The sequence below is a fragment of the Microbacterium maritypicum genome (assembly GCF_041529975.1).
Lineage (GTDB): Bacteria > Actinomycetota > Actinomycetes > Actinomycetales > Microbacteriaceae > Microbacterium.
Genome location: NZ_CP168030.1, coordinates 2,938,221 through 2,957,875, shown reverse-complemented (window position 1 = coordinate 2,957,875; position 19,655 = coordinate 2,938,221). Strand labels below are relative to the sequence as shown.

17 protein-coding genes are annotated in these 19,655 nt (G+C 67.8%); 12 read left to right on the top strand and 5 right to left on the bottom strand.

All coding sequences use genetic code 11. The annotated features are described in order from the left end of the window. The first annotated feature begins 12 nt into the window (after positions 1–12). The 4 genes from ACCO44_RS14350 to ACCO44_RS14335 all read left to right on the top strand — a co-directional run bounded on the left by ACCO44_RS14350 (position 13) and on the right by ACCO44_RS14335 (position 5,100). Positions 13–1,326 (top strand): RIP metalloprotease, encoded by a 1,314-nt coding sequence (locus ACCO44_RS14350; protein WP_029263684.1) that lies wholly within the window; start codon positions 13–15, stop codon positions 1,324–1,326. 120 nt (positions 1,327–1,446) lie between these two features. Continuing rightward, entirely contained in the window at positions 1,447–1,983 is a 537-nt protein-coding gene (locus ACCO44_RS14345; protein WP_372467052.1) for a GNAT family N-acetyltransferase, read from the top strand. 81 nt (positions 1,984–2,064) lie between these two features. Continuing rightward, positions 2,065–2,358: a hypothetical protein gene (locus ACCO44_RS14340; protein WP_029263682.1), complete on the top strand. Its 294-nt coding sequence runs from the start codon at positions 2,065–2,067 to the stop codon at positions 2,356–2,358. A 6-nt stretch (positions 2,359–2,364) separates the two neighbouring features. Further along, positions 2,365–5,100: a DUF4135 domain-containing protein gene (locus ACCO44_RS14335; protein WP_372467050.1), complete on the top strand. Its 2,736-nt coding sequence runs from the start codon at positions 2,365–2,367 to the stop codon at positions 5,098–5,100. Positions 5,101–5,104: 4 nt separating this feature from the next. Here ACCO44_RS14335 and ACCO44_RS14330 read toward each other — a convergent pair whose 3' ends face one another. Together ACCO44_RS14330 and ACCO44_RS14325 are read right to left on the bottom strand one after the other, a co-directional pair. Beyond that, entirely contained in the window at positions 5,105–6,988 is a 1,884-nt protein-coding gene (locus ACCO44_RS14330) for a chorismate-binding protein (RefSeq protein ID WP_372467048.1), read from the bottom strand. Between the two features lie 171 nt (positions 6,989–7,159). Further along, positions 7,160–7,786 (bottom strand): pyroglutamyl-peptidase I, encoded by a 627-nt coding sequence (locus tag ACCO44_RS14325; RefSeq protein ID WP_372467047.1) that lies wholly within the window; start codon positions 7,784–7,786, stop codon positions 7,160–7,162. A 60-nt stretch (positions 7,787–7,846) separates the two neighbouring features. Between ACCO44_RS14325 and ispG the strand changes: the two genes are divergently transcribed. Continuing rightward, positions 7,847–8,998 (top strand): flavodoxin-dependent (E)-4-hydroxy-3-methylbut-2-enyl-diphosphate synthase, encoded by a 1,152-nt coding sequence (gene ispG, locus ACCO44_RS14320; RefSeq protein WP_181156187.1) that lies wholly within the window; start codon positions 7,847–7,849, stop codon positions 8,996–8,998. Between the two features lie 15 nt (positions 8,999–9,013). After that, positions 9,014–9,880: a hypothetical protein gene (locus ACCO44_RS14315; protein WP_372467045.1), complete on the top strand. Its 867-nt coding sequence runs from the start codon at positions 9,014–9,016 to the stop codon at positions 9,878–9,880. A 58-nt stretch (positions 9,881–9,938) separates the two neighbouring features. Here ACCO44_RS14315 and ACCO44_RS14310 read toward each other — a convergent pair whose 3' ends face one another. Next, a complete protein-coding gene (locus tag ACCO44_RS14310) occupies positions 9,939–11,354 on the bottom strand; it encodes an RNB domain-containing ribonuclease (protein WP_372467042.1) in 1,416 nt (471 codons plus the stop codon). A 108-nt stretch (positions 11,355–11,462) separates the two neighbouring features. Between ACCO44_RS14310 and ACCO44_RS14305 the strand changes: the two genes are divergently transcribed. The 3 genes from ACCO44_RS14305 to ACCO44_RS14295 are packed head-to-tail and all read left to right on the top strand — an operon-like array spanning position 11,463 to position 15,137. Next, positions 11,463–12,518, top strand: coding sequence for a zinc-dependent alcohol dehydrogenase family protein (locus ACCO44_RS14305; protein ID WP_372467041.1), 1,056 nt, complete (start codon positions 11,463–11,465; stop codon positions 12,516–12,518). Between the two features lie 48 nt (positions 12,519–12,566). Beyond that, positions 12,567–13,337 carry an isocitrate lyase/phosphoenolpyruvate mutase family protein gene (locus ACCO44_RS14300; RefSeq protein ID WP_029263674.1) on the top strand — a complete coding sequence of 257 codons (771 nt, stop codon included), beginning with the start codon at positions 12,567–12,569 and terminating at the stop codon, positions 13,335–13,337. Between the two features lie 42 nt (positions 13,338–13,379). Beyond that, positions 13,380–15,137 carry a proline--tRNA ligase gene (locus ACCO44_RS14295; RefSeq protein ID WP_372467039.1) on the top strand — a complete coding sequence of 586 codons (1,758 nt, stop codon included), beginning with the start codon at positions 13,380–13,382 and terminating at the stop codon, positions 15,135–15,137. 18 nt (positions 15,138–15,155) lie between these two features. On the opposite strand, the gene ACCO44_RS14290 is transcribed toward ACCO44_RS14295, so the two are convergent. After that, positions 15,156–15,659: a pyridoxamine 5'-phosphate oxidase family protein gene (locus tag ACCO44_RS14290; protein ID WP_372467037.1), complete on the bottom strand. Its 504-nt coding sequence runs from the start codon at positions 15,657–15,659 to the stop codon at positions 15,156–15,158. 143 nt (positions 15,660–15,802) lie between these two features. On the opposite strand from ACCO44_RS14290, the gene ACCO44_RS14285 reads away from it, so the two are divergent. Next, a complete protein-coding gene (locus tag ACCO44_RS14285) occupies positions 15,803–16,843 on the top strand; it encodes a TIGR00730 family Rossman fold protein (RefSeq protein ID WP_262000784.1) in 1,041 nt (346 codons plus the stop codon). Here ACCO44_RS14285 and ACCO44_RS14280 read toward each other — a convergent pair. After that, positions 16,812–18,167 (bottom strand): flavin monoamine oxidase family protein, encoded by a 1,356-nt coding sequence (locus tag ACCO44_RS14280; RefSeq protein WP_372467036.1) that lies wholly within the window; start codon positions 18,165–18,167, stop codon positions 16,812–16,814. The genes ACCO44_RS14285 and ACCO44_RS14280 overlap by 32 nt on opposite strands. A 127-nt stretch (positions 18,168–18,294) precedes the next feature. On the opposite strand from ACCO44_RS14280, the gene nusA reads away from it, so the two are divergent. Next, the gene (gene nusA, locus ACCO44_RS14275) at positions 18,295–19,278 is read left to right on the top strand and encodes a transcription termination factor NusA (RefSeq protein ID WP_029263669.1); all 984 of its coding nucleotides are present in this window, start codon (positions 18,295–18,297) and stop codon (positions 19,276–19,278) included. A 62-nt stretch (positions 19,279–19,340) separates the two neighbouring features. After that, positions 19,341–19,595, top strand: coding sequence for a YlxR family protein (locus ACCO44_RS14270; RefSeq protein WP_105709753.1), 255 nt, complete (start codon positions 19,341–19,343; stop codon positions 19,593–19,595). Positions 19,596–19,655: the final 60 nt, after the last annotated feature.

Here is a 19,655-nt window from a genome sequence, read left to right as displayed (position 1 = left end):
TAGCGTTGGCACGTGGAATTCCTGCTCTATCTGGGCGGCATCCTCTTCATGCTGATCGGCCTCGGCCTTTCGATCGGTCTGCACGAGGTCGGCCATCTCGTCCCCGCGAAGCTCTTCGGCGTGCGCGTCGGCCAGTACATGATCGGTTTCGGACCGCGTCTGTGGTCGAAGCGCATCGGCGAGACCGAGTACGGATTCAAGATGCTGCCGCTGGGTGGCTTCATCTCGATGTCCGGGATGTACCCGCCCTCGAAGAGCTCGGGCCCCGCATCCGGTCTCTTCCGGTCGCTCATCCAGGACGCCCGATCCGCCAACGACGAGACCATCGCCGACGGCGCGGAGGATCGCGTCTTCTACCGCCTGCCGGTGTGGAAGCGAGTGATCGTGATGCTCGGCGGGCCGGTGATGAACCTGCTGCTCGCGACCGTGATCTTCACGATCCTGCTTTCCGGGATCGGCCTCCAGCAGGGCACCACGACGATATCCGCGGTGAGTGAGTGCGTGGTGCCTTCCGCGTCCACGGCCACCGAGTGCTCGCCTGACGACCCTGAGTCTCCGGCTGCCGAGGCCGGAGTGCAGCCCGGCGACGTGATCCTCTCCGTCGACGGACAGCCGGTGTCGACGTTCGCCGATGCGACCGCCATCATTCAGGCCTCGCCGGGCGAAGTGCTGGATGTCGTCGTGCGCCGCGACGGCTCCGACGAGTCGCTGAGCCTGACTCCCATCGCCGCCGAACGCACGATCACGGACGCCAGCGGCCGGCCGCTGCAGGACGAGAACGGCGACCCGGTGGTGAAGGAGGTCGGCTACGCGGGCATGTACTCCCAGATGGGCTACATCCAGCAGCCGCTCTCGGCCGGACCGGAGATGGCGGTCGATTCCGCCGGACGCGTGGCGACCATGATCCTCAACCTCCCGGCGCGCCTGTGGGACATCGGCGCATCGGTGTTCGCGGGCGCGGACCGTGACCCGAACGGTCCGCTGAGCGTCGTGGGCGTCGGCCGACTCGCCGGAGAGGTCGCCTCCGTGGATGCGCCCGTCCTGGATCGATGGGCGGGCCTCCTGAGTTTGCTGGGCATGCTCAACATCGCGCTGTTCGTCTTCAACCTGATACCGCTGCTTCCCCTCGACGGCGGCCACATCGTCGTCGCGCTCTGGGACGGCATCCGCAGGATTTGGGCGAAGATCTTCCGTCGACCGCCTCCGGCGCCGGTGGACGCCACGAGCCTCGTGCCTCTCACGGTGGTCGTCTCGGTGGTGCTCATCGCGATGGGTGCGCTCCTCCTGATCGCCGACATCGTGAAGCCGGTGTCCCTGTTCCAGTAGCCGGTCGCCGTGATCGGCGTCATGGGTGGCAGAGTGAAGCGTGGATCGACCGAACGCTCCCTGGAGGCACCCATGCACGGATACTCACTGCGACCATACGACCCCCAGTCCGAAGCGGAGATGGCGGAGCGTCTTCGTGACCCCGAGGCCTGGCAGCCCAACAACTGGTTCGGCTTCGGCTACACCCAGGTGCCGCCGTTCGGGCCGCAGAGCCCGGGGCTGGGGATGATCACGCCGGACGGCGGTCGGATGCGTCTGGTGCGTGATCGCGCGACGATCGGCCAGGTGAGTTGGTTTCCCGGGTACGACTACGGTGGCTCTCCTCGTCATCGGGGCTGGGGGATCGGTCTCCTCGTGCTTCCGGAGCACCGCCGCACGCGCGCGGCGTCGAGTGGTTTGGTGCTGCTCATCGACTACCTGTTCTCGACGACCGCCACCCACCGGATCGAGGCGGCGACGGCGGCGGCGGCAGCACCGAAGAACCCCTCGGCCCGTCCTGGCGGTATGTCGCGGGAGGGAATCGTGAGAAGCGCGCAGTGGCGCGACGGGCGCTGGAATGACGTGGTGATCTACGCCATCCTCCGCGAGGAGTGGGAGGCCGGCCGCGCCACGCAGACGAAGCGGGACGAGACCGCCGAGGGCAGTGCGCTTCGTTGACTCTCGGCGGGTGCCTGCGTACCGTGGCAGGGAAGAGCGGCGCAGTTGCCGCACAGTCAGTCGAAACGAAGGAGAGACGAAATGACGAGTATCGCTGATCTCAGGATCGCTGTTCGCGAAGCGTCGGACTCCGCAGCCTCGAACGACATCTCGTCGGGGCGGGAGACGATCGACGAGGCCATCTTCCGCAGTTTGGTCGGCCGTGACACCGAGGCGATCGACACGACCGTGTCCGCCACCGAGACCAACAACCCCCAGATGTGCACGACGATCATGGGGCCCACCTGCCAGAACAACACGGTGTGCAATTGCGCCGTCGGTCCGACATTCGCAGCGGAACCCGCTGCCCCGGTGACGTTCGGCTGGCGCGCCTAGCACCGGATGCCAGGCCCAACCCCCGCGGCGTGGGTCGAGGACATCGGGGACTCGGAACGCCATAACTGGCCCGTCCTGCTGATCTGGTCGCAGGTGAGCGACCTGTGCGAGGAGCTGTCCGAGCTCGAGCGCACATGTGACGTCCTTGCGGAGGGCGCATTGGTGGGCGCGTTCGCGAGCTCGTTCGTTTCGCAGGCGACGACGCTTCTCTCGCTTGCTGCGCAGGATGAGTACGAGCGGGTGAGTGGACGTTCCATCCCTGACGACGGCCGTGAGATGTGGGACGAGTTCGCCGAGTCCGGGCACCGCTGGGCGGAGTTGATGGATCTCGGCGATCTCGTTCCGAGAGCGGAGCGGCTCGGAACCGTCTTCCGCCGCGCTGCGCGCCTGTTCGTCGACGATCTCCGTGCCGAACTCGCGTCGGGAACCTGGGCAGCGGAGTTGCTCGCCTCCGTGAGCCACCTGAAGGTCCTCGGAGACGTGCATCCGCGCGGAGCGGTCCTCGGCATCTATGCCGAGGGACGCCCGGTGCTGGTGTACAAGCCGCGCTCGCTCGCACCGGATGTGCTCATCGACGAGATCCTCGGCATCCTGGAGCTGCCCGATCCGCCGAGGATCCCGCGGACTCTCGATCGCGGGACGCACGGCTGGCAGGAGTACATCGTCTTCGAGAACGTGGAGACAGACCGGGAGCGTGCCGTCTACTACCGACGATTCGGTGCACTGATCGCGGTCGCGAGCGCCCTCGGCATGCAGGACCTCCACTACGAGAACGTGAAGTGCGCGCGGGGTGCGCCGTACGTCATCGACGCGGAGTGCGCGTTCGGTTCCGGGCTGTCCTCCTCGTCGCCGGCCGAAGACGGGTACTTCGCCCGAAACGCCCCCAGCCTCCTCACGACGCTCCTCGTCCCCAACTGGGGCAAACGCTTCGAGGACGCCGATCCGTACGACGCGAGTGCCCTCGGTGCGTTCGCCGACCCTGCGCGGCAGGCGCAGGCACGGAGGATCACCCGCCGAGACGGAGTACTGCGCACATCGTACGAGCGGCTGCTCGAGCCTCAGGTGTTCGGGAGTCAGCCCCACATCGGCTCGACCCGCGCCCCGTTCGCCGATCATGTCGCCGATCTCGAGGAGGGCTTCGGCGACGCGTCGGCTCGTCTGAGCGATCCGGACGTGCAGGAGCGCATCATCACCGCCGTCGCACGGCGGGACGACCTGAGGTGCCGGATCCTCACGCGCTCCACGGCGTCGTTCGTCAGTCTGCTCCAGGTGAAGGCGCCGCACGGCGAGCGAACGGCCGAGGCCTCGCCTTCGAGCGCAGAGGTCGCGTGGATCCTGCAGGAGGAGGCACGGCAGCTCGATGACGGCTGCGTGCCCGTGTTCGAAGTCGATGTCGGGCGAGGTCGCCTCGAGTCGGGCACGGGGAACGCCCTGGGGACCGGACGCGACGTACTCGGCCTGTGGACCGAGCGCTTCCTCGCCCTCACGGACCGGGGCGCGGTGCCCGGTCAGACCCACCTGCTGCGACGGAGTCTCGAGCTGGGCCTCGAGGATCCGGATTGGACCGTGGACTCGACACCCCGGACCGTGCCGCAGGACGTGCGACGGATGCCGAGCCCGGTTCCGATGATCGAGCAGATCGTCGACCGGCTCCGTGCGACCGCGCAGCGGACGGGCGATCATGTGTGGTGGATCTCGTCGATTCAGCACTCTCCGAGTCGCCACGAGATCTTCGTGACGCGGAACGGCGTCTACGACGGACTGGCGGGGATCGTCCTCGCCGCCGGTGCTGCGGGTCTGGAGAGTCATCGGGCCGATGATCTCTATCGTCTGACGAGCGCCTCGCTGCTGCGCGCGCTGGAGAGATTCGTCGAGAGCCGGGCACGATCGACGGATGAAGTGCTCTCGCTCGGACTGGGTGAGGGCCCACTCGGCGCGGCGCTCGCGTTGGGGGAGGCCGCCCGGTTGCGCGACGACGCGGAGACGCTCGACCGGCTGGGCGTCGTGTGTGTGGCACTGGACGGCCTGTCTCCGAGCATGGCTTCCCCCGATCATCTCAACGGCGCCGCCGGTGTGATGCTCGCTGCAGAGCGTCTCGGGGCGATTCGCGGCGCAGCTCCGTTGTCGCGACTCGGCTCGGCGGCTCGCGACCGGCTGGTCGAGATCGTCGCCACGACGCTGAGGAAGGGGCGTGCCGAGCCGGGCCTCGCCCACGGGATGTCCGGGATCGTGCTCGCTCTTGCCGCTGAGGGCGACGATCCCGACGTGCGTGCGTTCGTGAGCGAGTGCTTCGACCTCGAGCAGACGCTCCTCGCCAAGGCGGAAGCTGCCGGGGACAGGGAGCAGGCGCAGAAGGCGCTCTCCGGTTCATGGTGCTGGGGAGCGACCGGCCAGATCGAGTCACGGTTGCAGGTGGGGCATGAGTCGGGCATCGATGAACTGCGCGAGAGGATGGTGGGTTCTCCTCTCACGGGGACGTCTCTCTGTCACGGCAGCCTCGGCCGTGCGATCGTTCAGCAGTCAGCGCCGTACATCGACCGGTGGGGACGCCGTGATGCCGATCGAACGCGTCGTGAGGCGCTCGAGATGCTCATCCGCGATCCGCTCGGTGAGGTCGACGAACCGCCGTACGCGAGCAGGGTCGGGCTGTTCACCGGGCTGTCCGGCAAGCTTCTCTATCTCGCGGCGCACCGCGACCGAGCCAGTGTGCGGCTGGCCTCCCTGTCCTACGAGCTCGGCTGACCGCTCAGGCGAAAGCGTGCGACACGAGGCGCTCGAGCGTGCGGATGCCGTCGCGCGAGAGGATCGACTCGAGATGTCCCTGTACGGAGGCGAAGTGGGCACCGCGCAGAGCGAACACGTCGCCGGAGGCGGCGTCGGCCGAGACCTCCGCCGGCCCGACCGTCGTCGTCTCGGGGGCGACGCGTGCGGTGAACGTGTTGTAGAAGCCGATCGAGGCGTTCTCCCCGAACACCGGGACGGACTTCTGCAGCCCCTGATGCGGGGCGTCGAGCGGGGTCAGTGCCACCCCGAGTCGGTCGGCGAGGATCTGGTGGCTGAGGCACACGGCCAGCAGCGGGGCTCCTGCATCGAGGCGACGGGCGACCACCTCGCGCATCCTGGCGATCCGGCGGTTCTGCAGATCCCGGGGATCCCCGGGGCCCGGGCCCGCGACGACGAGGTCGGCGGCATCGAGGTCGGCATCCTGCACCTCGCTCCATCCGGCGATGGTCACGGTGAGACCGAGGTGACGGAGCTGATGGGCGAGCATGGTCGTGAACCGGTCTTCCGCGTCCACGACCAGTGCGGTGCGTCCGACGAACGGGCCGGTGAACTCCTCGCCCTGCGGGTTCAGCCAGAATTCGGCCAGGCGCGCATTGCGTGAAGAGAGCAGCGCGGCGACCTGGGGATCATCGGCGAGAGCACGCTCCTCGGCCGGCGCATCGGCATCGCTGCGTGCCTCGGCCACGCGGTCCCGGTCGATGGCACCGATCGCACCCAGCACCCCTGCGGCCTTTCCGTGGGTCTCGGAGACCTCTCCCTGCGGATCGGAGTGACGAACCAGGGTGGCACCGACGGGCACACTGAGCTCCCCGTCCTGCAGGTACACGGTGCGGATCAGGATCGGCGCATCGAGGTCGTGTCCGCCGTCGGCGTTCGGGGTGAACAGTGCGGCGACGCCCGAGTAATAGCCGCGAGGCTTCCGTTCGTGGCGTCGGATCACGGCGCAGGCGTTCTGCATCGGGGATCCGGTCACGGTCGGTGCGAACATCGTCTCGCGCAGGATGTCGCGCGGGTCCAGGGTGCTGCGTCCGCGCAGCATGTACTCGGTGTGCGTGAGCCGCGACATCTCCTTCAGGTGCGGACCGGTGATCCGTCCACCGTCGGAGCACACGGCGCTCATCATCTTCAGCTCTTCATCCACGACCATGAACAGCTCCTCGGTCTCCTTGGTGGAGGCGAGGAAGTCGATCAGGGTCTCTTTGGTGGCCCCGCCTGCGGGGTGACGGAACGTCCCGGAGATCGGATTCATCGTGACGACGCCCTCGCGGGCGACGACATGCGCCTCGGGGCTCGCGCCGACGGCGATGTGGCCGGGGGTGAAGACGGCGAACGTCCAGTACGCCCCGCGTTCGTGCGTGAGCAGGGCGCGGAACCAGGTCAGCGCCGCCGTCCGGTCGTCCATGTCGATGTCCGCGGTGAAGTCGCGCCGGATGACGAAGTTCGCGCCCTCGCCGCGACCGATCTCCTCCGCGATGACCTTCTCGACGATCGCCGCGTACTCCGCATCCGCGATGTCGAACCCGTCGTCGTGCAGCGGCACGGGAGCGGTCGGGAGCGCGGCGAGGAGCTGCGACGTCGGCAGGTGGAGATGCTCGTCGACGATCACGCATCGCAGCGGAGCGCCGTCGTCCTGGGCGACGAATCCGCGTTCGCGCACCTGACGATAGGGAACCATGGCGAAGATCTCGCGGGAGGTTCCGTCGATCGTGAGCGGGATGTCGGCGAGCAGGTCGACATCCACCACGTCGCCGCTGAGCAGTTCGACGGTGTCGGCGCCGTCGCGGGCGATCAACACGAAGCATGCTGCCGGGTCGGCGGTGAGCTCGGCGAGTCGTGAGAGGGTCATCGATGTCTCCTGTGCAAGGCTCCGGCTCGGCGCAACGAAAAAACCGCCCGGGAGGCGGTCTGGATTCGTGGGAACGCGAACACACCGCCTAGAAGGCGGGCCACCAGGTGAAGTTCGCGAGCATGGGGCCGAAACTACCACATCGCCGATGCCGGCTTCGGCGCGATGACGTCACCAGATGCTTCCGCCGGGCTCCTCGACCTCCGCATCGAGGGCATGATCCACGACGAGGCGCACCGCACGCGCCAACTCCTCGTCGGGGAGATGCGGAGCCTCCGCCGGTGCGGTGCTCGTCGACCACGGAAGATGCACGAACCCTGTGACGGTGTTGGCCGGGACAGCGCCCAGTGCGGTGTAGAGCACGTGATTGCACACGTAGGAACCCGCCGACAGCGAGAGCTGTGCCGGCAGCCCGTGCGCGGTGAGGGTCCGGACCAGGTGCTTGACCGGAAGGGTCGCGAAGCGGGCCGCGGGACCATCGGGTTCGCAGGCGGCATCGACGGGCTGGGCGCCGTCGTTGTCGGGGATGCGCGCGTCCATCAGGTTCACGCCGATGCGCTCGACCGCGATCTGCGGACGCCCACCGGCGAGCCCGGTGGCGATGACGGCGTCGGGGGAGTGCCGGTCGATCACCGCGCGGAGGCGTCGCGCGGATGACTCGAAAGCGACGGGCAGTGTCGCGACGACGAGCTCGTGCGGACCGTCGTAGTCGGCGGCGACCGCGTTCACAGCATCGGCCGAGGGGTTGCGCGCCGCGCCGTCGAAGGGCTCGAAGCCCGTGAGAAGAACGACCGCCATCCCTCCAGCGTAGGTGCGTCCGTCCAGCCCACTTGCATCCTGGCGGCGTAGGCTTGAGGGGTGCCAGCAGTGAACCTCGGAATGCCGAAGATCCCCGAAGTCCTCGCCCCCCGCCGGAAGTCTCGGCAGATCAAAGTGGGCAAGGTGCTCGTGGGCGGCAACGCTCCCGTCAGCGTGCAGTCGATGACGACCACGAAGACGACCGACATCAACGGGACGCTGCAGCAGATCGCCGAACTCACGGCGTCGGGCTGCGAGATCGTTCGTGTCGCCGTGCCGCACCAAGACGATGCGGACGCCCTGAAGATCATCGCGATGAAGAGCCAGATCCCGGTGATCGCCGACATCCACTTCCAGCCGCGCTACATCTACACCGCGATCGACGCCGGTTGTGGCGCCGTTCGTGTAAACCCGGGAAACATCCGGGAGTTCGACGGCAACGTCGGCAAGATCGCGGCAGCCGCCAAAGCCGCGGGCGTCTCGCTGCGAATCGGAGTGAACGCCGGATCCCTGGACCGTCGGATCCTCGCCAAGCACGGCAAGGCGACCGCCGAAGCACTCGTCGAGAGCGCTGTCTGGGAGGCGTCGCTGTTCGAGGAGCACGACTTCCACGACTTCAAGATCTCGGTCAAGCACAACGACCCGATCGTGATGGTGAAGGCCTATCGTCAGCTCGCCGAGCGTGGCGACTGGCCTCTGCATCTCGGTGTGACCGAGGCCGGCCCGGCATTCCAGGGGACGATCAAGAGCGCGACGGCCTTCGGCATCCTGCTCGGCGAGGGCATCGGCGACACCATCCGCGTGTCCCTGTCTGCTCCTCCCGCGGAGGAGGTCAAGGTCGGACACCAGATCCTGCAGTCGCTCAACCTGCGCGAGCGCAAGCTCGAGATCGTCTCGTGCCCCTCGTGCGGTCGTGCCCAGGTCGACGTGTACACGCTCGCCGAGGACGTCACCGAGGGGCTCAAAGATATGACGGTGCCGCTGCGCGTGGCTGTCATGGGATGCGTCGTGAACGGACCCGGTGAGGCTCGGGAAGCTGACCTCGGCGTGGCGTCCGGCAACGGCAAGGGGCAGATCTTCGTCAAGGGCGAGGTCATCAAGACCGTTCCGGAAGCGGACATCGTCGCGACCCTGATCGAAGAGGCGAACCGGATCGCTGCCGAGATGGGGCCCGAAGCGCCTCTCGGCACCGCTCAGGTCGTCGCGGTCTGACCGCAGAGGAGATCCATGTCGACGCCCACCATCGTGTCCTTCGCCGGCGGCGCCACCACAGGGGAGGGCATGGTCACCCGGGTGGAGAGCGGCCCCGACGGGACGGTCGTCGTCGTCGATGCGACGCCGTTCCACCCCGTCGACCACACCTGGCCCGACCAGCCGGGTGATGCCGGCGCGATCGCCGCGGGAGATGAGACGGTTCCGGTCGTCGAGGCGCTGATGGCTGCGGTCTCCGACGAGAGCGAGTTCGCCGTCGGGAGCGACATCCCCGTCAAGCGCGGTACCGAGGGGTGGACCTGGCTCGTCGCTCACCGCATCGACGGCGCGGCTCCCGCATGGCTTGACAAAGGCTCCCGTGTGCGGCTGAGCGTCGACGGCTCTCGGCGTGAAGGACTCAGCCGCGGCCACACGGCTTGCCATCTCGCCTCTCTTGCTCTGGATCTCGCTGTCGCCGACCTGTGGCGGAAGGATCCGGGTGCGGACGCGCTCGGGAATCCGGACTTCGAGGGGCGCGCCAATCAGTCCAGTCGCATCCACGAGGACGGCGCGGTCGATGAGTACCGTCTCGGCAAGAGCCTTCGCCGTGCGGGCTTCGACACCGAGACCTTCGCGGCGACTCTCGCCGACCGGGAGCAGCGGATCAACGCTCAGCTCACCGGGTGGATCGCCGCAGGGGCCACAAGCCGGGTCGAGACGGAGGGGCCGACGATCGTCGATCGCCGTCGCTGGCACTGCGAGCTCCCCGAAGGCGAGGCCGTGATCCTGTGCGGTGGCACCCATGTGGGGTCGCTGTCCGAGTTTTCGTCGATCTCGGTGTCGCTCGATCTGACGGACCCCCAGCTGCTCGTGATGACGACGACGGCGACCCCTGTCGTCTGACCTCAGCGCACGAAATCGATCCGCACCGGAGCGCGGGTGCACGACCCCGGCGGCGGCGTCACAGAGCGAACTCCACCTCTCCCGCGGCGATGTCCGCACGGGTGACGCGAAGCCGCACGACGTCGCCCGGCTTCGCGCCGGGGGGAACGGGTGCTGTCGCCGTGACGGCCGGTTCCGCGATCTGGATCGTCGCACGCTCGCCGCGCAGCGCGATCACGGTCGCCTCGATCGTCGTCCCGACAAGCGGAGTGAGCAGCGCGGCCTCGACGGTGTTGATCGTGGCCGAGTTCAACCGGGATGCCCGTTGGCTGGACTCCTGCATGAGAGCGGGGAGCTCGTCGAGCGAGTCACGCACCCAGCCGGGTACCGGTTCGCCGTTCGAGACCGCGAGGCAGATCGTCAGCGTCCAGCGGTCGACGAGTCGGCGCAGGGGAGCGGTGGCGTGGGCGTACGGGGCCGCGATCGCCGCCTGTACTGCGTCCTGCGGAACGGCTCCGTCGAACACTCGATAGCCGGCGCCCCGGAACAGGGATGCCGCCGCTTCGAGTACCGGGAGAGTGATCGGGTCACGGCGATCGAGCCCGCGAAGGTACTCGCCGTACGTGCCCGTCGTCCACGACCGCCCGAGGGCCTCGGTCTGGTGCCGGAAGGTGTCGAAGGCCTCGGCATCCGGTTCCGGCATCGTGCGAAGGATTCCGATCCCGGCATCGAGCATGAGGGACGCCGCCGCCATCCCGGTCATGAGTGAGAGCTGGGCGTTCCACTCCTCGACGGGGAGGGGGCTGCGGCGTTCGATCGCATACGTGCCATCGGGGGCGCGCACGACCTCCTCGTCGGGGAGGTTGAGGCTCGCCCCGCCCCGCAGTCGCTCCTGCTCGATGCGAAGAGCGCCGATCTCGGGCAGCAGCGACGCCGGTCCGTCTTCGCCCCGATCCAGCGACCGCTGCGTGCTCTCGTAGTCGAGTTGCGCGCGAGAGCGGATCAGCGCGCGTTCGAGCCGGAACCCGGTCACCGCACCCGTGGGGTCGAGAGAGAAGGTCCAGACCAACGCCGGGCGGTCGACCCCGGCGAGGAGTGATGCGCGATCCTCGCTGAGGACGGGGGGATGCAAGGGGATTCTGCCATCCGCCGCATACAGGGTCTGCCCGCGACGACGAGCTTCGGCATCCACTGCTCCGTCGGGGACGACGAACGCGGGAACGTCTGCGATCGCGTATCGAACGGTGTAGCCCGATGCGGTGCGCTCCAGCTGGAACGCCTGATCCAGATCGCGCGAGCCCTCCGGGTCCAGAGTCGCGAACGAGAGGTCCCGAAGATCCAGCGTCGGCTGAGGCGCGGTGGCCGAATCCGCTTCGGCGAGCACCCCCGGCTGGAATCCGAGCGATGCCTCGGCAGCTTCCCGCAGGACGGCGAGGGCCGTGGCGAGCTCGGTCTGAGCGGCGGACGTGGACACATGCGATCGGCGCTGCGGCATGGGTCCACACTAGGCGGCGTACCGGCCATCAGCCCGGACACGACTGCCCCTCAGATGGTAAAATGTTACTGGAGAAGATCCAGGAAATCCTCGATGAAGGAGAAGCTCATGAAGGCACTTGTTTTCCGCGGTCCCGGTCAGAAGGCATGGGAGGAAGTTCCGGATCCGAAGATCCTGGCGGGGACCGACGCGATCGTCCGCATCGAGAGCACGACGATCTGCGGGACCGATCTCCACATCCTGAAGGGCGACGTTCCCGACGTCACCGACGGGCGCATCCTGGGGCATGAGGGAGTGGGTGTCATCACGGAGGTCGGCGACGCCGTCACCGGACTGGCGGTGGGCGACCGCGTGATCATCTCCTGCATCACTGCCTGCGGAAAGTGCGAGTTCTGCGTCGCCGGTCTGCAGTCGCACTGCCTTGCGAGCGAAGGCGCATCGGGGATCGGCTGGATCCTCGGGCACCTCATCGACGGTACTCAGGCGGAGTTCGTGAGAGTGCCGTTCGCGGAGACGTCTCTGCACCGGCTCCCTGAAGGGCTCGCTCTCGAGACGGCCGTGCTCCTCAGTGACATCCTGCCGACCGGACACGAGATCTGCGTGCAGTACGGCGGGGTCAAAGCAGGCGATGTCGTCGCCGTCGTCGGTGCCGGTCCGGTCGGCCTCGCCGCGGTCATGACGGCCCAGCTCTACGGGCCGAGCAAGGTCATCGCGATCGATCTCGACGCCAATCGCGCGGAGCTCGCGCTGCAGTTCGGCGCCACGCACGCGGTGGTCTCCTCGGACAGCGACTGGCGGGAACAGGTGATGGCGCTCACCGACGGACTCGGCGTGGACGTCGCCATCGAAGCGGTGGGGATTCCCCGGACGTGGGACATGGCGGTCGAGATGGTGCGACCGGGTGGCCACGTGGCCAACGTCGGCGTTCACGGTGCGCCGGTGGAATTCCCGCTGGACCGGCTGTGGATTCAGAACCTCACGATCACGACAGGACTCGTCAACGCGAACACCGCGCGGATGCTGACGAAACTCGTCGCGGAGCAGCGCATCGATCCGAGCGGCTTCGTCAGCCACCTCTTCGCGCTCGACGACATCGAGAGTGCGTACGACACGTTCAGCCGTGCGGCGGAGACCAAGGCGCTCAAGGTGGTACTCAACGCCTGATGCATCGAAGTCGGCCCGACCGTCCGTGTCCCGCGTTAGCGTGTAATCATGACGACTGCATCCAAGGCCCAGACCCTTGTCGGACTCTATGACGCTCCGGAGATCCTCCGCGTCGTGAACGTGTGGGATGTCGTGTCCGCGCGGGCGGTCGCCGCCCTCCCGGAGACGAAGGCACTCGCCACCGCGGGGCACGGCATCGCCGCATCGTTCGGTTACGACGACGGCGCGACCCCCCGCGAGATCATGATCGACATGGTGGGGCGGATCGCTGCCGCCGTCCAGGTCCCGGTCACGGCTGACCTCGACGACGGCTACGGCGACGCGGGCGAGACCACGCGCCTCGCCATCGGGGCCGGCGTCGTGGGCGCGAACGTCGAAGACCGTCTCAAGCCGCTGGATGAATCCGTCGCCGCCGTCGCGGCGATCGTCAAAGCGGCCGAGGCCGAGGGCGTGCCCTTCGCGCTCAATGCGCGGACGGATGCCTTCGTCCGCGCCGGTGCACGCTCGGTCCCGGAGAGCATCGCCGACGCGATCCAGCGCGGGCGCGCCTACCTCGATGCCGGGGCGACGGCCGTGTTCGTCCCCGGCATCCTCGACATGAACGTCACCCGTCAGCTCGTCGAGGGCATCGGGGAGCGCAAGGTCAGCGTGATCGGCATCCCCGGCGCCCTCGCCGCGTCGGAGTACGAGAAGCTCGGTGTCGCCCGGATCTCCTACGGTCCGCTTCCGCAGCGGGTCGCGCTCACCGCACTCCAGGAGCTCGCGGCCGACCTGTACGCCGGCGGCGTCGTGCCCGCGAACCTGCCCGCGCTCAACTGACGGCGTCGAAGACGAGTGGTCACGGCTCACTAGACTTGCTCCGTGGTCACTCGTCTTTCGAACTTCTTCCTCCGTACGCTCCGCGAAGACCCTGCAGGCGCAGAGGTCGCCAGTCACCGGCTGCTGATCCGGGCCGGATACATCCGCCCGCAGGCCGCCGGCATTTTCGCGTGGCTGCCGCTGGGGCTTCGCGTCAAGGCGAGGATCGAGACGGTCATCCGCGACGAGATGGCCGCCGCGGGCGCGCAGGAGGTCCATTTCCCCGCACTCATGCCGCGGGAAGCCTACGAGGCCAGCGGTCGCTGGGACGAGTACGGCGATCTGCTCTTCCGCCTGCAGGACCGCAAGGGCGGCGACTACCTCCTCGCCCCGACCCATGAAGAGGCTTTCACGCTGCTCGTGAAGGACCTGTACTCGTCCTACAAGGATCTGCCGCTCACGATCTACCAGATCCAGGACAAGTACCGCGACGAGGCTCGTCCTCGCGCCGGCCTGCTCCGCGGCCGTGAGTTCACGATGAAGGACGCGTACTCGTTCGATTCGTCGGATGAGGGCCTGAACGTCAGCTATCAGGCGCAGCGGGATGCCTACGAGCGCATCTTCCAGAGGCTCGGCCTCGAGTACGTCATCGTGCAGGCGGATGCCGGTGCGATGGGCGGTTCCCGCAGCGAAGAGTTCCTGCACCCGACCCCGGTCGGCGAAGACACCTTCGTGCGCAGCGCCGGCGGATATGCGGCGAACGTCGAGGCTTTCACCACCGAGGTTCCCGACGCCATCCCGTTCGACGAAGATGCGGCGCCGGTGATCTTCGACTCGCCGGACACGCCGACGATCGAGACACTGGTCGCGCACACCAACCGCGAGCTCGAGGGGGAGTTCACGGCGGCCGACACGCTGAAGAACGTCGTCCTCGCCCTGACCCACCTGGACGGCACTCGCGAGCTTGTCATCGTCGGCATCCCCGGCGACCGCGAGGTCGATGAGAAACGCGCCGAGGTGGCGTTCGCGCCCGCCGCGGTCGAGACGGCCACGGCGGATGACTTCGAGAACAATCCGCTTCTGGTGAAGGGATACATCGGTCCCTGGTCGCCGACCGGCGCCGTGCTCGGCGAGGAGTCGGCCACCGGCATCCGCTATCTGGTCGACCCGCGCGTCAGCGAGGGCACCAGCTGGATCACCGGCGCGAACATCGATCAGAAGCATGCGCACTCCGTCGTCGCCGGTCGCGACTTCGCCGCCGACGGGATCGTGGAGATCGCGAACGTGCGTGCGGGAGATCCCGCCCCCGACGGCTCCGGCCCGGTCGAGCTCGCCCGGGGCATGGAGATCGGTCACGTCTTCCAGCTCGGCCGCAAGTACGCCGAGGCCCTGGGACTCAAGGTCTTGAACGAGAACGGCAAGCTCGTCACCGTCACGATGGGCTCGTACGGCATCGGCGTGACCCGCATCCTCGCGATCATCGCCGAGCTGAACAACGACGAGAAGGGCCTGATCTGGCCCGCTTCCGTCGCGCCGTTCGACGTGCAGGTCGTCGCCGCCGGTCGGGACCAGGTCGCGTTCGAGGTGGCAGAGGGACTCTCCACACAGCTCGAGGCCGCTGGTCTCGACGTGCTCTACGACGACCGCCCGAAGGTCTCGCCCGGCGTGAAGTTCGGTGACGCCGAACTCGTCGGCGTGCCGAAGATCGTCATCGTCGGACGCGGTGCGGCCGACGGTCAGGTCGAGCTGTGGGATCGCCGCACCGGCGACCGCGACACGGTCTCTGTGGAAGACGTCGTGGGGCGTCTCTCCGCTTCCTGACAGACCTCGGCCGCGTCGTCAGCAGACGATGTGGCCGTGGTTCATGATGTCGTCGTCTGGTGTGTCGCGGGTGACGAGCGACTTCAGGGCGCCGGCAGCCAGCGCGAGCTTGCCCTTCGCCGGCTCCCAGAACTCGACCACCTTCGGGGTCACCTTGAGGAGCGTGATCCCCGGGGTCTCCAGTCCGTCTGCGAACCAGATCTCGAGCGACGTGGAGTAGAGCTCCTCCATCTTGGTCCGGTCGTGGACGACCTCGGCCGTGCCGGCGACGGATACATAACGCATGCCCTTGGCGTCGCAGTAGGCCAGGCCCACGTCGTGGTGTCGCTGTGCTTCCTCGACCTTCTCGGTGTCCTCGGCCGTGAAGAACCAGATGTTGCCCGCATCGTCCATCTGTCGGGTCGACATCGGGCGGCTCACGAGGTTGCCGTGGTCGTCCGTGGTGGTGAGCATCGCGATGTCGATGTCTTCCACGAGGTCTGCGACGCGGGCGAGGGCTTCGGTTCCTGTGATCTCGGTCATGTCGTCAGAGTGCCGTGCGGGGGCAGCGCGAGGCACGGGCATTGACACCGCGGCCGTGCAGTGCTCTCGCCCGTGCCTCTGACGTCGACACCATGCCCGGCGTTGCGGACCGCGCTCTCCGCGACGCGTGCCACGCTGGTGTCATGATCGACGAACCACTGCCCGAAGCCCTCAGCTCCGAGATCAACGCCGTCCTCGACGAGGCCGGGGTGCACGCCGACCGACGGCTGGTGATGCGGATGCTGCGCACGGCGATCCTGCTCGGCGAGGACGGCGCCGACCGCCTCGATCTGAAGATCGCCTCGGCGGCTCTGGCCGAGATGCGCGACGCCTTCCGCCTGTTCGCCCCGTTCCGCGGAGTGCCCAAGGTGACGGTCTTCGGATCCGCCCGCACCAGGCAGGACGATCCCCTGTACCTCACCGCGCGCGACGTTGCCGCGGCGCTGGCTGGCGATGGCTGGATGGTCGTCACGGGCGCGGGCCCCGGGATCATGCAAGCTGCCTCCGAAGGCGCCGGTCCCGCACTCTCGCTCGGCGTGTCGATCCGGCTGCCGTTCGAGGAGAAGGCGCAGGGCCTCCTCACCGACAACGATCAGGTCGTCGCGATGAAGTACTTCTTCACTCGCAAGCTGATGCTCATCAAGGAATCGCTCGGCTTCATCTGCCTCCCCGGAGGATTCGGCACCCTGGACGAGATGTTCGAGCTGCTCACCCTGCAGCAGACCGGCAAGGCGGAGCCGACGCCGATCGTGCTCCTGGACCAGCCGGGTGGGACGTTCTGGCAGGGTCTTCGCAGCTTCATCGACGACCACCTCGCACCGACCGGAGTCATCTCGGAAGGCGACTTCGATCGGGTGGTGATCACCGATTCCGTGGAGGCCGCTCGGGCGGAGATCACCGGGTTCTGGCACAACTACGACTCACTGCGCTGGGTCGGCGACGCGCTCGTGCTCCGTCTGCGCGCCGAGCCGACGGATGAAGAGATCGACGCGCTGAACGAACAGTTCGCCCCGATGCTCTCCTCCGGACGGATCGAGCGGACCGCGCCGCGGCAACCCGAGATCGTCGACGACGACCAGCTGGAGCTGCCGCGGCTGATCCTCCATCTCGATCAGCGTCAGGTCGGGAATCTGTTCCGACTGATCGGCGCGATCAACGCGCTTCCTTCTGCTCCCGCTCGATGATGCGGGCCGCGAACCCGTCGAGGTCGACTGTCCGGCCCAGCACCCGTTCTGCGGCTCGGCGCCCCGAGTAGTAGGCGGCCCCGACGGTCGCCGGTTCGTCACCCCAGGTGGCCTCACCCGCGAAGTGCAGGACTCCGTCGACGGGGCCGGCCAGGTCGTCGTGGTCGTGGTGCGTGGACCCGAGGGCGAGATACGAGTACGAGCCGTTCGAGAACTCGTCGTCGCCCCAGTGCGTGACCCAGTGCGCCCGGGGCTCGCCGACCGCGTCTCCATAGAGGGCGCGGAGCGCGCGCACGACGTCGGCGACCACCTCCTCGTCGGGGAGCTCCTGCATTCGCCGTCCGAGCGGTCCGGCGGCGAAGGTCAGCAGGGTGGGCAGCCCGCTGACGGCGGAGACGTCGTACCAGGAATGCCAGTGTTCGCCGGCCTCGCCGAGCGCTCGCAGCACATAGCTGTCCTCGTTCCAGAACCTCTGATCGAACTGGATGAAGACCTTGTTGAACACTCCCATCCCGAGTCGTGCGACTGGACCGGCCACGGCCTCCGGCAGCGCCGGCTCGAACTCGATCGACCCTGCCTTGAGCGCGCCCAACGGAACCGTCACGACGACCTGATCCGCCGTGAATGCCGTGTCGCCGGCATGGACGGTCACCCCTCCGGTGGAGCGGACGATCTTCGTCGCCGTCGTCTCGAAGCGGATGTCGAGGCCCGCGCCGATGCGTCGAGGCACCTCGTCGTAGCCGTGCGGGAAGATCACCTCGTCACCGTCTATCGCGTCCTCGTCGAGGCCGTGCGCGTCGAGGTCTCCGATCCAGGCCCCGCACTGCTCCTCGACCCGGTGGCGGAAGAACTCGCGGATGTCGTCGATGCGCTCAGGGGTGAGGCCGGAACGATCGAGCGCGCGCTCCGTCACATCCAGATATGTGTCGCCGGGGGAGGAGGCGGCGATCTCGTCGACGAGAAGGCGATCGACCGCGTCGACGTCGTCGATCCATCGAGCGGTGACATCGGAGCCCATGGGTCTTCCGTCTCCGTCGAAGTTCTCGATGGGCCGCCCGCCGACCTGGAAACTGCCCACCGTGTACTCGATGGTCGGAATCCGAAGCGCCTGGACGAGATCCCACAGCGGCGAACCGTCGATCCCATGGATCCACGAGGCGCCGCGATCCACGGGAAACCCCGCTTCCCGGTCGGTGTGCATCCGGCCACCGATGCGATCGCGTCCTTCGAGGACCACGACCCGATGCCCGGCATCGGCGAGCATCCGGGCGGCGGTGACACCCGACATCCCCGCACCGATCACGATGGTGTCGAACGATCCCATCTGTCCTCCTCGACTTCCGGCGCGGAAAACTGCTGCCGTCGTGGCAGGGGCCGGTTGGCACAGGGTATCGTGGTACGGATGTCGCGCGTGCGAACAGGCGCGACGAGAGCTGAATAGAGAGGCCGTCATGGACATCGAACTGAGTCTTCTGCGAGGGATCGAGAAGGAGAAGGCGATCCCCTTCGACGAACTCGTCGCGATCATCGAGCAGGCGATCCTGACCGCATACTCCAAGCACGTCTCCGACGACGGTGTGACGCCCGAAGGCGTCCGCGTGCACCTGGACCGCAAGACCGGGCACGTCGCGATCCTGCAGGTCGTCCGCGACGAGGAAGACGCCATCATCGGCGAAGAGGATGCGACCCCCGACGACTTCGGTCGCATCGCGGCCTTCGCCGCCAAGCAGGTCATCAGCCAGCGTCTGCGTGACATCGCGGACGACGTGGTGCTCGGAGACTTCAAGGACAAAGAGGGCGACATCGTCGCCGGCGTGATCCAGCAGGGTCCGAACCCGCGCATGATCCACGTCGACCTCGGTGCCGTCGAGGCGATCCTGCCCCCCGAGGAGCAGGTGCCCGGCGAGGAATACACCCACGGATCACGCCTGCGCGTGTACGTCACCAGCGTCGCCAAGGGTCTCAAGGGACCGCAGATCACGGTGTCCCGCACCCACCCGGGGCTTGTCCGCAAGCTCTTCGCGCTCGAGGTGCCGGAGATCGCCGCCGGTCTCGTCGAGATCGTGGCCCTGGCTCGCGAGGCCGGGCACCGCACGAAGATCGCGGTCAAGGCGAACGACCCGTCGATCAACGCGAAGGGCGCCTGCATCGGCGAGCTCGGACGCCGCGTGCGCGCCGTGACGGAGGAGCTCGCGGGGGAGAAGATCGACATCGTCGACTACGACGCCGATCTGCCCACGTTCGTGGCGCACGCGCTCTCGCCGGCGAAGGTCACGAGCGCCTTCGTGCTCGACGCGAGCACCAAAGCCGTCCGCGCGCTGGTGCCCGACTACCAGCTGTCACTCGCGATCGGCAAGGAGGGTCAGAACGCGCGTCTGGCCGCCAAGCTCACGGGTGCGAAGATCGACATCCAGCCGGACAGCGTCCTCGACTGACCGGCTCCGGCCTTCCGCCTCGCCCGGCGTGCGGGCGAGGCGGGGTGAAACGCAGGTGTAAGATGGAACCCGTACGAACGTGCGTCGGTTGTCGCACGCGTGCTCCCCGCACCGCCCTGCTCAGGGTGGTGGCCCAGAACGACACCCTCATCCCCGATGACCGTGCTGTCCTGCCGGGGCGCGGCGCGTGGGTCCATCCGACTCGGGAATGCATGGATGCCGCTCTCCGGCGCCGCGCATTCGGACGAGCACTGCGCGTATCCACTGAGCTGGACACGCGGATCTTCGAACAGCACCCACCAAGAAACAAAGGCTGAACAGCTATGGAAACAAAGTGAACGGCTCGAAATGAGACCCGTCCGCGACTAGTGGTCTGC